This window comes from Cupriavidus sp. 01L43, assembly GCF_056399925.1.
The window spans coordinates 59205-70984 of record NZ_JBFTSH010000007.1 but is presented as its reverse complement, the minus strand read 5'-3'; the positions used below and the strand labels follow the sequence as shown (position 1 = coordinate 70984).

The following is an 11780-nucleotide window of genomic DNA, read 5'->3' as shown; positions in this document are numbered from 1 at the left end:
GCAGCGGCGCCAGTACCGGCAGCGGCACCGGCGCAGTAACCCGACGGCCAATCCACGGAGATTCAGCATGAAGCTTTACGAGAACGAGATTTCGTCGGCCACATCGCGCGTGCGTATCGCGCTGGCCATGAAGGGGGTGCAGGTCGAGATGGTCACCGTCGGCATCCTGGGCGACGGTGCCGAGAACCGGCAGGCGGACTACCTCGGCATCAATCCACAAGGACTGGTGCCGGCGCTGCAGACCGACGAAGGCGAGTTGCTGACCCAGTCGCTGGCCATCGTGGAGTACCTCGACGAGCGCTTCCCGCTGCCACCGCTGCTACCCAAGGACGGCGCGGGCCGCGCCTTCTCCCGCTCGATCGCCCTGGCCATCGCCAGCGAAATCCACGCGCTGGTGCCACCGCGCGTGGCGGCCTACCTCGGCAAGATGCCCGGGATGGGCGCGACGGGCGTGGTGACGTGGAACCGCCACTGGATCCTGGAAGGCCTGACCGCCGTGGAAGCCCGCCTCGGCGCCCGCCGCACCGGCCCCTACGTGGCCGGCAACACGCCGACAATCGCCGACATCTTCCTCTTCCCCCAAGCGATCAACGCGGAGCGCGCGGGCATCGAACTGGAGCAATGGCCACACATCGCCGAAATCGTGGATCGGCTGCGGGACGTGAAGGCGTTTGCGGAGAACGCACCGGCGGCTAGGCGGTAGCGGGAGATGGCTAGGGGACCGGGGCGTTCCGGGAAGCTCCCACCCCCGCATAACAAAGCGCGAAAACATTCGTTCGCATCGTCGGGGGCACGGCGTAGGGTCTTGGACTGTTGGCCAGTCCGGCCTTGTTCGAACGGATTCCGATGACCGCTTCCCGTCGCCAGTTCCTGCGCTATGGCGCCACGCTTGCCGCCGCTCCTGTGCTGATTTCCACCGCGCGTGGGCAGTCGCGCCCTGTCCTCAAGGCGGGGGACCAGAAGGGTGGCCTGCGGGCGCTGCTCGAATCCGCCGATGCGCTCAAGGGCATTGGCTACGATATCCAGTGGACGGAGTTCCCGGCCGCTGCGCCGCTGGCGGAGGCGCTCAATGCGGGGGCGGTCGATTGCGGGCCGATTGGCGATGCGCCGGCGATCTTCGCACTCGCGGCGGGTACGCGGATCAAGCTGATTGGGGCCAACCGGTCGGACCCTTATGGCACCGCCATCCTCGTGCGGCCCGATTCACCGCTGAAGACCGCGGCTGACCTCAAAGGCAAGAGCATCGGCACGAACCGGGGTTCGATTGGCCATTTCGTGACGCTGAAGGCATTGGCGTCAGCCGGATTGAAACCCGAGGACGCCAACATACGCTTCCTCCCTCCAGCCGATACCAAGCTCGCGCTGACCAATGGCTCCGTCGATGCGTGGGCGACCTGGGAACCGTACACGGCCATGGCGGAGACCAGCGGCCACGCCCGGGTACTCGTCAGCGGGCGTGGCCTGTGGTCGGGGCTCAGCTATCTCGCCGCCACCGACGCGGCGCTCGCTGCCAAGCGCGCGGTCCTGGCCGATTTCCTCCAGCGCGTGGTGCGCGCCCAGGTCTGGTCCTATGAACACGCGGCGGAGTTCTCCGCCACGCTGGCGCGCATCATCGGCATCTCGCCGGAGGCGGCGCGGCTGCAGTTCGAGCGACGCCATACGACATGGCAGCCGATCGATGCCAGCCTCGTCGCCATCCAGCAGCAGACCGCCGACTTCTACCTCAAATCCGGATTGCTGAAGCAGCGGCTCGAGGTGGCATCGACGTTCGACACCCGCTTCGGACTGCCCGCCTGACAGCGATCCGGGGCAGCGCCCTACTTCGTCGGCCGCTTGGCGAGCAAGGGCTCGCTCACGCCTTCCACGCCGACCAGCCCGAGCACCGTGGTGAGTGCCCACTGCGCACCCTCATGGGCATTGGTCGGGTCGAACCATTCGTCGCGCGAGTGGGAACCGCCCGACTTGCCGCCGCTGCCGAGGATAACCGCCGGAATGCCGAGCGACATCGGCACATTGGCATCGGTGCTGCCGCCGCGCAGGCTGGGCGCTTCCTTGCTATTGGCCTTGATCACGCGCACGGCCGACTGCACGATGACCGAGTCCGTGGCGGTCTGGCCTGCCGGCCGGTCGCCGATCTGCTTTGCCTGGAAGGTGATCTCATTGCCCTTGGTGGGCGACCAGCGGCCGTTCTCGTCAGCCACACCCGATGCGATGGCGGACATGATGTGCTTCTCGGTTTCGAGCAGGGCCGGCGTGCCGTTGGAGCGGATGTCGATGGCCATCTTGGCATCTCCGGCAATGGCGTTGACCGATGTGCCACCCCCCACCGTGCCGACCGTGAACGTGGTCTTGGGGTCCGTCGGCGTGCGGACATCGCTGACCTTGCCGATCGCGCGGCCCATCGCGTGGATGGCACTCGGCAGGCCGAACGCGCCGAAGCTATGGCCGCCCGGGCCACGGAACGTAATTTCGTAGCGATGGCTGCCGGTGCCTTGCGTCAGCACGCGCTCGCCGGTGCCCGGTTCGAGGCCGATCATGCCGTCGATATCGGGATGATCGCGGAACACTGCCTTCATGCCGCGCAGGTTACCGAGTTCCTCCTCGCCGACGTTGCCCACGAACACGATGTCCCCCACCGTGCGGACGTTGTTCTCGTTGAGCACTTTGAGCCAGGACAGCAGCACGGCCAGGCCGCGCGTGTCATCGCCGATACCGGGCGCATAGAGCTTGCCGTCGCGCGATTTCACGGTGACGTCGGTGCCCTGCGGGAACACGGTGTCGAGGTGGGCGGAGATCAGCAGCTTGGGCCCGTTGCCAGTGCCCTTGCGGATACCGATGGCATTGCCCTCGGCGTCGATGCGCGCATCGGTCAGCCCCAGCGCCTTCAGGCGCGATACGAAATACTGCGCGCGCGCGGACTCCTTGAACGGCGGCGCGGGAATCTCCGTCATCGTCTTCAGTTCAGTCAGCGCGCGGGCGTCGTCTGCCTTTACGTCGTCGAGCAGCTTCTTCACCACCGGCGAGGCCTCGAGGCGCGTATAGGTGCTGTCAACCTGGGGCGAGACCTGCGGCACCGTCAGCGTTTGTGCGGAGGCGACCCCGGCGAAGGCCAGCGTGGCGAACGGGACGACGTGACGGGCGAAGACGGTACGGCAACGGGCTGGCATGGCGACAGTATCCTCTGGCAGTGATACGACACAAAAACCCGGCCCGGGACCTGCTCGGTACCGCGAAGCCGGGGAGCGATCACATTCTGCCAGCGAATGCGGCGATGTGCTCGCGGGACCGTCTCCAAAAACAAACGGGACAATCGCCCGACGCGATTGTCCCGTTGCATCCTGCCATGACCTGATGTGGCTTCAGAAGCCCAGGCTTGCCAGCAGATCGTCCACCTGCGACTGGTCCGACACCACGTCGGCCTTGCCCTCGGGGTTGATCTGCGGACCGTTCATCAGCGTGGGCGGAGCTTCCACGCGACGATCGGCCGGTACGTTGTCGATCAGTACCTGCAGCAGTTCCTGCTCCAGCGAGCGGATCATGTCCATCATCTTCTTGATGACCTGACCCGTCAGATCCTGGAAGTCCTGGGCCATCATGATCTCGAGCAGGTGGCTGCCCGTGGCCTTGGCCTTCTGCGGCACCTCGGTCAGGAACTCGCGCGTGTCGAGCACCAGGGCCCGGGCATCGCCCAGTTCCACCGGCGTCTCGAACCACGCGTCCCAGCGCTTGTCCAGCGCGTTGGCGCGGGCTTCGAGGTCTTCCTGCAGCGGCTGCGCCAGTTCCACGGCCGTGAGCGTACGCTCGGCGGCCTGCTCGGTCATGGCGGCGATGTAGCTCAGGCGGTCGCGCGCGTCAGGAATGGCCTGTGCGGCCCGCTCGATTTCCTTGTCGAGCCCCAGCTCCCGCATGTTATCGCGCAGCATCCGCGTGAGGTTGCCGATGCGATGGATGATCTGATCGGCTGATTCATTGCTGAAAGTCTGAGTCGTCGACATGTCGTGCCCCTCTTACTGACCCAGCTTCTCGAAGATCTTGGTGATCTTCTCGTCCAGCGTCGCCGCGGTGAACGGCTTCACCACATAGCCATTGGCGCCAGCCTGCGCTGCAGCAATGATGTTTTCCTTCTTGGCCTCGGCGGTCACCATCAGCACCGGCGTCTTGGCGATCTCGGGAATCGCGCGGATCGACTGCAGCATGGTCAGGCCGTCCATGTTCGGCATGTTCCAGTCGGACACGACGAAATTGAAGCTGCCGTCCTTCACCTTCTCCAGGCCGGCGGCGCCGTCCTCGGCTTCTTCCACGTTGGTGAAACCGAGTTCCTTAAGCAGGTTACGGATGATCCGACGCATGGTCGGGAAGTCGTCGACCACGAGGATCTTGATGTTCTTGTCCACTATACGGCTCCAATACGGTTGTGGATAACAAATACGAAAACTGCGCCCGGCGCGTGCCCAGGGCCGGTGCCCTACACGCGCTGCGCCCGCGCACCGAAGGTGGCCAGGTGCGCCATGACGCGCTGGCTCATCGAATGCAGGGGCACTACTTCATGCACGCCGCCGGTGGCGATGGCCTCCTTCGGCATGCCAAACACGATGCAGGACTGCTCGTCCTGCGCAAGGTTGTAGGACCCGGCCTCGCGCATGCGCAGCATGCCGCGCGCGCCGTCCTTGCCCATCCCGGTCAGGATCACGCCCGTGACGTTCTTGCCGCCATGCACGGCGGCGGAGTCGAACAGCACGTCGACTGACGGGCGGTGCCGGTTCACCGGCGCTTCCTGCGACAGGTGCGCCACGTAGTTGGCGCCGCTGCGCGCGAGCAACAGGTGCGAGTCACCCGGCGCGATGTACGCATAGCCCGGCAGCACGCGCTCGCCGTGCTCGGCCTCCTTGACCGTGATGCGACACAGGCCGTTCAGCCGTTGCGCGAACGACTTCGTGAAGCCGGCCGGCATATGCTGGACGATCATCACGGCCGGGCAGTCCGGCGGCAGCGGCATCAGGAATTCCTTGATGGCCTCGGTGCCGCCCGTGGACGCGCCCACGATGATCAGCTTTTCCGTCGACAGCAACGGCGTGCGCAGCAGCGGCGCCGGCGGGGCGCCTTCGGCCGCGCCCTCGGCGCGGGGGGCCCGCACCCGGGCGCGCGACGCCGCGCGGATCTTGTCGGCGATGGTGTCCGTGTACTCCATCAGCCCGTCGCGGATGCCCAGCTTGGGCTTGGTGACGAAATCCACCGCGCCCAGCTCCAGCGCGCGCATGGTGATTTCGGACCCGCGCTCGGTCAGCGACGACACCATCAGCACCGGCATGGGCCGCAGGCGCATCAGGCGCTCGAGGAAGTCGAGGCCGTCCATGCGCGGCATTTCCACGTCCAGCGTCAGCACGTCCGGGTTCAGGCGCTTGATGAGGTCGCGCGCCACCAGCGGGTCGGGGGCGGTGCCCACCACTTCCATGTCTGGCTGGCTGTTGATGATCTCGGTCATCAGGCTGCGGATAAGCGCGGAATCATCCACGCACAGCACCTTGATCTTCGCGGCGGTCATATCTGGTCTCTACGTCTCATTTTCAGGTCGGCACCCTTGCCGTAGCCTGCCGCGTGAACAATTCCACTGCGCCTCGTACGGGCGCCTTCGTGGAGGTGGAAATCGCGCGTGCCAGCGCACGCTCCTCGCGTTCCACGCCTACCGTATCGTCTTGTCGTGTCAGCCGGCGCACCAGCGCCAGGCCACTGCGCGGGAAATAACTCACCCGTCGCGCGTGCGGGCCACGCAGATCCTGCGCCGCCAGCCGAATCTCTTCGGTCTTCAGGTACTTCAATACAAAATCGGCATTCCGATCCCCAATATTGAGGGTCGTCATGTTCGCCAGCACCGCACCGCCGCCAAAAACCTTGGCTTCCAGGCGCTCGCGTCGGGCGCCCATCTTCAGGAGTTCATTGATCAGCACTTCCAGCGCGTAGCAGCCGTAGCGCATCGAGGCGGACAGCATGCGGTCCGGCCCGGCGTTCTCGTCGTCCGGCAGCATGAAATGGTTCATGCCGCCCACGCCGGCCACTTCGTCACGGATACAGGCGGCCACGCAAGAGCCGAGCACCGTGGTCAGCACCACGTCCTCGCCGCTCACGTAGTACTCGTTCGGCAGCAGCTTGATGGCCTGCTTGCCGAACTCGCGGTCGAAATACTTGCGCGTGGCAATGGCTTCCGGCATCTGGGGCGTACGCATCATGCACCTCCGCTGCCGCCCTTGCCGGCCAGTTCGTATACCGTCTGCCCACGCAGCTGGAACGCGCGCGTGACATACGAGAAATTCTCGGAATGGCCGGCGAACAGCAGGCCATTCGGCTTGAGCAACGGGGCAAACCGTTCCAGGATGCGGCCCTGGGTCGGCTTGTCGAAGTAGATCATCACGTTGCGGCAGAAGATGGCGTCGAACTTCTCGCGCAATCCCCATTCCGGCGCCAGCAGGTTCAGCGGCTCGAACGCGATCGTCGACGCCAGGTCCGGCTTGACCTTGACCGAGCCCGAACGTGCGCCGGTGCCCTTCAGGAAGAAGCGCTTCAGCCGTTCCTGCGAGAGCCGACCCACCTGCTCGGCCGTGTACACGCCGGCGCGGGCCTTGGCCAGCACCTGTGTGTCGATGTCGGTGGCCAGCACCGAACCGGCGCGGTCGCCGAGTGCCTCGGCCAGGGTGATGGCGATCGAGTACGGCTCCTCACCCGTCGAAGCCGCCGCGCACCACACGCTGTAGGGCCGGCCAACCTTCTTGGCATGCTCGGCCAGCAGCGGGAAGTGGTGCGCCTCGCGGAAGAACGAGGTCAGGTTCGTGGTCAGCGCGTTGGTGAAGAACTCCCATTCCTGGGAGCGATCATCGGACTCGAGCAGGGCCAGGTAGCTGCCGAAATCGGCGAGCCCCAGCGAGCGCAGGCGCCGCGCGAGCCGGCTGTAGACCATCTCGCGCTTGTGACTGCCGAGCGAGATGCCCGCGCGCTTGTGAATCAGCGCGCGCACCTTCTCGAAATCATGCTCGGTGAGCAGGAAGTCACGCATGTCGTCGCGCAGCGGCGCCAGCACCGGCGCGGCGGGGGCGGCAACCGCGCCTGGCTTCCCGATGGCGCTGGAGGAAGAACGGAGCGGCGTCATGGTGTGTATCTTCGTGGAGTGCCGGGTCGCGGCGGGTAAATCTAATGAGGCTTCGGGGGCGATCTGCCGGCTGGCCCGATCAGGCCAGTTCGGCTTCCACCAGCTCCATCTCGGAACTGGTCATCATGCGTTCGATATCGATCAGGATCAGCATGCGCCCTTCCACCGAGCCGAGGCCGGTCAGGTGCTCGTTCGACACCGACACGCCGAACTCCGGCGCCGGCTTGATATCGTCACCGGTCAGCGTGAGCACGTCCGAGACGCCATCCACCACGATGCCGACCACACGGCCCGCCACGTTGAGGATGATCACCACGGTCTGGTGGTCATAGCGCACGTTGCCGAGGTCGAACTTGAGGCGCAGGTCCACGATCGGGACGATCACGCCGCGCAGGTTGGTCACGCCCTTGATGAAGCCGGGGGCGTTCGCGATGCGGGTGACGGTCTCGTAACTGCGGATCTCCTGCACCTTCAGGATATCGATGCCGTATTCCTCGGTGCCGAGCGTGAAGACCAGGTATTCCTGGCCAGAGGCTTCGCCCGCCTGGGTATCGATGTGTCCGATGCCGGCCATGTCAGTGCTCCTTTGCTGTCGCTATGCTGTCAGTTACTGTGCAACCGCGTCCTGGCGGCGCACGCCGGTGCGCTGCAGCGCGCCCACGTCCACGATCAGCGCCACGCTGCCGTCGCCGAGGATCGTGGCGGCCGAGATGCAGGGCACCTTGCGATAGTTCGTTTCGAGGTTCTTCAGCACCACCTGGTGCTGGCCGATCAGCTGGTCCACCAGCAGCGCGAAGCGCTTGCCCTCGGCGGCCAGGATCACGGCGATGCCCTGCGTCGGCTCCTGCAGCGCGCCGGTCACGTTGAAGACCTTGTGCAGCTCCAGCAGCGGCAGGTATTCGCCACGCACGTTCATCACGCGCTCGCCGTTGGCGGCGGTGTGCACGTCCTCGGACTTCGGCTGCAGGGACTCCATCACGCAGTTCAGCGGCAGGATGAAGGTTTCCTCGCCCACGCGCACCGACATGCCGTCCAGAATCGCCAGCGTCAGCGGCAGCACGATGCGGGTGGTGGTGCCATTGCCCGGGCGCGACGCGATTTCCACGTGCCCGCCCATTTCCTGGATGTTCCGCTTGACCACGTCCATGCCCACGCCGCGGCCGGACACATCGGTGACCACCTCGGCCGTCGAGAAGCCCGGCGCGAAGATCAGCTGCCAGACTTCCTCGTCGCTGATGTTCTCGGACACCGGCAGGCCGTTCTGGATCGCCTTGGCCAGGATGCGCTCGCGGTTCAGGCCGCCACCGTCGTCGCTCACTTCGATGACGATGTTGCCGCCCGCGTGCTGCGCGGAGAGGATCAGCTGGCCCGTCGGCTCCTTGCCGGCGGCCACGCGCTTTTCGGGGGTCTCGATGCCGTGATCCAGGCTGTTACGGACCAGGTGGGTCAGCGGGTCGATGATCCGTTCGATCAGGCTCTTGTCGAGTTCCGTCGCCTTGCCGAACGTGACCAGGTCGATCTGCTTGCCGAGCTTGCTGGCCAGGTCGCGCACCAGGCGCGGGAAGCGCGAGAACACGTAGTCCATCGGCATCATGCGGATGGACATCACCGCTTCCTGCAGGTCACGCGCATTGCGCTCCAGCTGGCCCATGCCCGAGAACAGGCGGTCGAACAGCACCGGGTCCAGCGACGAAGCGGTCTGTGCCAGCATCGACTGCGTGATGACCAGTTCGCCCACGAGGTTGATGATCTGGTCGACCTTCTCGGTCGGCACGCGGATCGAGCCGGAATCCGGCGCGGCGGCGCCGGCGGCCGGCTTGGCCTTTTCTTTTTCTTTGTCCTTGGCAGGCGCGGCGGCGGCCGGCGCAGCGGCTACAGGTGCCGGCGCGGCCACCGGGGCCGGGGCGGGTGCTGCGGCGGCGGCCGGCGCAGCGCCAGCAGCCACGGTTTCCACGGTGATCTGCTTGTCGTCGATCACGAAGCAGCAGACCGCGATGATGTCGTCGGCGCTGCACTGGCTGTTCAGCCAGATGACGAGGTCGCCGTCGGATTCCTGCTGGCCGGTGATCTCGCCCAGATTGGCGATTTCCTCGCGCAGCAGCGCCTGGTCGCCGRCCGATACCTTGAGCAGGCTGATCTTCAGGTTACCAGCGCCACCACCGGCAGCGGGTGCGGCGGCCACGGGGGCCGGAGCGGCAGCGGCCACCGGCGCATGGCCCGGCTCGCCGCCGGCTTCCTCGGCCAGCTGCTGCAGGACGGCGCAGATGCGCGCCAGCGTTTCCGGATCGGGTTCGGTGCCGTTGCGGTAGGCGTTGAGCTGATCTTGCAACACGTCCTTGGTTTCCAAAAAGGTGTCGATGATGACCCGGTTGAGGGCCAGTTCCCGCCGACGCGTACGGTCAAGCAGGTTCTCGAAAATATGGGTGGTCGCGGTCAGTGCCGCGAAGCCGAAGGTGGCGGCGCCGCCCTTGATGGAGTGCGCGGCACGGAAAATGGCGTTCAGCTCTTCCGAATCGGGGGACTCGATGTCCAGCCCGAGCAGCAGCTGCTCCATTTCCACGAGCAGTTCTTCCGCCTCTTCAAAGAAGGTCTGATAAAACTGCGTGATATCGATATCGACAGACATGACCGTCCTGACTCGCTAAATTGCTCTGGAAGATGTGCCGCCCTGTGACGGGCGGCACGCCTCATTCGATCTTGCCCTTGCCTGCAGCGCCGCTGCCGGACGGCCTGGCCGCCGGCGCGGATGCTGCCTGCGCCTGCTCCACCTGTGCCTGCAACTCCTCTGCGGCACGGCCCTTCTGCGCCTGCACGGACACTTCGGCCGCGCTCGCGTTTTCGGATTCGAACTGCGCCTGGGCCCGCTTGTTCAGCACCACGATGCTGATGCGGCGGTTCACCGGGGCCAGCACGTCTTTCTTCTCCAGCGGCATGGTGTCCGCCAGGCCCAGCACGCGCAGCACCTTGCCTTCCTGCATGCCGCCGGCAATCAGCTCCTGGCGGGAGGCGTTGGCACGGTCCGCCGACAGCTCCCAGTTGCTGTACGCGCGCTCGCCCATCATGTACGTGGCCGAGTCGGTGTGGCCGGACAGGCTCACCTTGTTCGGCATCTCGTTCAGCACCGGGCCGATCTCGCGCAGGATGGTGCGCATGTACGGCTCCACCGCGGCGCTGCCGGTGCGGAACATCGGCCGGTTCTGCGTATCCAGGATCTGGATGCGCAGCCCTTCGCTCGTGATGTCCAGCAGCAGCTGCGGGCGGAACTGGCGCAGCACCGGGTTGTTCTCGATGATCTGTTCGAGACGGCCCTTCAGGGCGCGCAGGCGCTCGGTGTCCATCTGGTCGCGCCGGCGCTGGGCGTCGGACGGATCGTTGGTCTGCGCGCGCATCACCTCGCCGTCCTTGGCCTGCACGTCCTTGCCGCCGCCGGGAATGACGCTCTTCGACATGCTGCTCTTGTCGCCGCCGGCAATCGCCACCTTCAGCGGCGTGCGGAAGTACTCCGCTACGCCTTCCAGCGTCTTCGGCGAGACCGAGCTCAGCAGCCACATCACCATGAAGAAGGCCATCATCGCCGTCATGAAGTCGGCGTAGGCAATCTTCCAGCTGTGGTTGCCATGCGGCTTGGCGTGCGACTTGGCCTTGCGGATGATGATCGGACGCAGATCCTGGGCGCTGCTCATGACGTCTCTCCGGTCAGGTCAGGCTCTTGACTTCGCGGACGTGGTCATCGAGCTCGAGGAACGACGGCCGCACCGTGGAGTACAGGACCTTGCGGCCGAATTCCACCGCCACCAGCGGCGCGTAGCCATTGAGCGAGGCGAGCAGCGTGACCTTGATGCACTCGTACATCTTCACGCTCTCGGACACCTGGTGCTCCACGCGGGAGGCCAGCGGCGAGACGAAGCCGTACGCCAGCAGAATGCCGAGGAACGTGCCGACCATGGCGTGGGCCACGAGGGCGCCCAGCTCGGCCGGCGGCAGGTCTGCCGAGGCCAGTGCGTGCACCACGCCCATCACCGCGGCCACGATGCCGAAGGCCGGCAGGCCGTCGCCAACGCGCGACAGCGCATGGGCGGGAATCTCGGCCTCGTGGCGGTACGTTTCGATTTCGTGGTCCATGAGCGCCTCGATCTCGAAGGCGTTCATGTTGCCGTTGACCATCATGCGCAGATAGTCGGTGAGGAATTCCATCATCACCGCATCGGCCAGGATGCGCGGATACTGGCTGAACACGCTGCTGGCCGCCGGGTCGGCGATTTCCTTCTCGAGGAACAGGATGCCCTCGCGGCGGGCCTTGGAGAGCAGCACGTACAGCAGTGCCATGATGTCGAGGTACAACTCCTTGTTGTACTTCGAGCCACGCAGCAGCATCGGCATGGCCTTCATGGTGGCCTTGATGGCCTTGCCGCTGTTGGAGCTCACGAAGGCGCCCAAGGCGGCACCGCCGATAATGATGAGCTCCGCCGGTTGATAAAGCGCGCCCATGTGGCCGCCGGTGATGGCATAACCGCCCAGCACCGATGCCACCACGACGACATAGCCAATAACTACTAGCACGATCGGATCCCCGTCTGAAAAACACGCGTCAGGCACGCACGGGCATCCTGTAGGGGCGAGCGGGGTCACCGCTCACCCGTCC

Annotated in this window: 12 protein-coding genes; 2 read left to right on the top strand and 10 right to left on the bottom strand. The window is 65.7% G+C overall.

The features are described 5' to 3' along the window. The first annotated feature begins 67 nt into the window (after positions 1-67). Entirely contained in the window at positions 68-703 is a 636-nt protein-coding gene (gene maiA / locus AC1DP9_RS13960) for a maleylacetoacetate isomerase (protein WP_477107687.1), read from the top strand. Between the two features lie 143 nt (positions 704-846). Beyond that, positions 847-1797, top strand: coding sequence for an ABC transporter substrate-binding protein (locus tag AC1DP9_RS13955; RefSeq protein ID WP_477107686.1), 951 nt, complete (start codon positions 847-849; stop codon positions 1795-1797). A 20-nt stretch (positions 1798-1817) separates the two neighbouring features. On the opposite strand, the gene AC1DP9_RS13950 is transcribed toward AC1DP9_RS13955, so the two are convergent. The 10 genes from AC1DP9_RS13950 to motA all read right to left on the bottom strand — a co-directional run bounded on the left by AC1DP9_RS13950 (position 1818) and on the right by motA (position 11698). After that, positions 1818-3167: a M20/M25/M40 family metallo-hydrolase gene (locus tag AC1DP9_RS13950; RefSeq protein ID WP_441592651.1), complete on the bottom strand. Its 1350-nt coding sequence runs from the start codon at positions 3165-3167 to the stop codon at positions 1818-1820. A gap of 192 nt (positions 3168-3359) precedes the next feature. Further along, positions 3360-3995, bottom strand: coding sequence for a protein phosphatase CheZ (gene cheZ, locus AC1DP9_RS13945; protein WP_092295916.1), 636 nt, complete (start codon positions 3993-3995; stop codon positions 3360-3362). 12 nt (positions 3996-4007) lie between these two features. Beyond that, positions 4008-4394 (bottom strand): chemotaxis response regulator CheY, encoded by a 387-nt coding sequence (cheY, locus tag AC1DP9_RS13940; protein ID WP_144199859.1) that lies wholly within the window; start codon positions 4392-4394, stop codon positions 4008-4010. A 71-nt stretch (positions 4395-4465) separates the two neighbouring features. After that, entirely contained in the window at positions 4466-5542 is a 1077-nt protein-coding gene (locus AC1DP9_RS13935) for a protein-glutamate methylesterase/protein-glutamine glutaminase (protein ID WP_441592652.1), read from the bottom strand. A 22-nt stretch (positions 5543-5564) separates the two neighbouring features. Beyond that, positions 5565-6221 carry a chemoreceptor glutamine deamidase CheD gene (gene cheD, locus AC1DP9_RS13930; RefSeq protein ID WP_092295925.1) on the bottom strand — a complete coding sequence of 219 codons (657 nt, stop codon included), beginning with the start codon at positions 6219-6221 and terminating at the stop codon, positions 5565-5567. Next, positions 6221-7138, bottom strand: coding sequence for a CheR family methyltransferase (locus AC1DP9_RS13925; protein WP_092295928.1), 918 nt, complete (start codon positions 7136-7138; stop codon positions 6221-6223). Before AC1DP9_RS13925 ends, cheD begins: the two co-directional genes overlap by 1 nt. A gap of 79 nt (positions 7139-7217) precedes the next feature. Beyond that, the gene (locus tag AC1DP9_RS13920; RefSeq protein ID WP_092295931.1) at positions 7218-7712 is read right to left on the bottom strand and encodes a chemotaxis protein CheW; all 495 of its coding nucleotides are present in this window, start codon (positions 7710-7712) and stop codon (positions 7218-7220) included. A gap of 33 nt (positions 7713-7745) precedes the next feature. Continuing rightward, positions 7746-9764 (bottom strand): chemotaxis protein CheA, encoded by a 2019-nt coding sequence (cheA, locus tag AC1DP9_RS13915; protein WP_477107685.1) that lies wholly within the window; start codon positions 9762-9764, stop codon positions 7746-7748. A 61-nt stretch (positions 9765-9825) separates the two neighbouring features. Then, a complete protein-coding gene (motB, locus tag AC1DP9_RS13910) occupies positions 9826-10821 on the bottom strand; it encodes a flagellar motor protein MotB (protein WP_092295937.1) in 996 nt (331 codons plus the stop codon). A 13-nt stretch (positions 10822-10834) separates the two neighbouring features. Further along, the gene (gene motA / locus AC1DP9_RS13905; RefSeq protein WP_092295940.1) at positions 10835-11698 is read right to left on the bottom strand and encodes a flagellar motor stator protein MotA; all 864 of its coding nucleotides are present in this window, start codon (positions 11696-11698) and stop codon (positions 10835-10837) included. Positions 11699-11780 lie beyond the last annotated feature (82 nt).

What these genes read in the sequence shown, in the direction of transcription:
- cheZ (WP_092295916.1), bottom strand. Translation starts at nt 3,995, where the DNA reads ATGTCGACGACTCAGACTTTCAGCAATGAATCAGCCGATCAGATCATC.
- motB (WP_092295937.1), bottom strand. Translation starts at nt 10,821, where the DNA reads ATGAGCAGCGCCCAGGATCTGCGTCCGATCATCATCCGCAAGGCCAAG.
- AC1DP9_RS13935 (WP_441592652.1), bottom strand. Translation starts at nt 5,542, where the DNA reads ATGACCGCCGCGAAGATCAAGGTGCTGTGCGTGGATGATTCCGCGCTT.
- cheD (WP_092295925.1), bottom strand. Translation starts at nt 6,221, where the DNA reads ATGCGTACGCCCCAGATGCCGGAAGCCATTGCCACGCGCAAGTATTTC.
- AC1DP9_RS13955 (WP_477107686.1), top strand. Translation starts at nt 847, where the DNA reads ATGACCGCTTCCCGTCGCCAGTTCCTGCGCTATGGCGCCACGCTTGCC.
- AC1DP9_RS13950 (WP_441592651.1), bottom strand. Translation starts at nt 3,167, where the DNA reads ATGCCAGCCCGTTGCCGTACCGTCTTCGCCCGTCACGTCGTCCCGTTC.
- AC1DP9_RS13925 (WP_092295928.1), bottom strand. Translation starts at nt 7,138, where the DNA reads ATGACGCCGCTCCGTTCTTCCTCCAGCGCCATCGGGAAGCCAGGCGCG.
- AC1DP9_RS13920 (WP_092295931.1), bottom strand. Translation starts at nt 7,712, where the DNA reads ATGGCCGGCATCGGACACATCGATACCCAGGCGGGCGAAGCCTCTGGC.
- maiA (WP_477107687.1), top strand. Translation starts at nt 68, where the DNA reads ATGAAGCTTTACGAGAACGAGATTTCGTCGGCCACATCGCGCGTGCGT.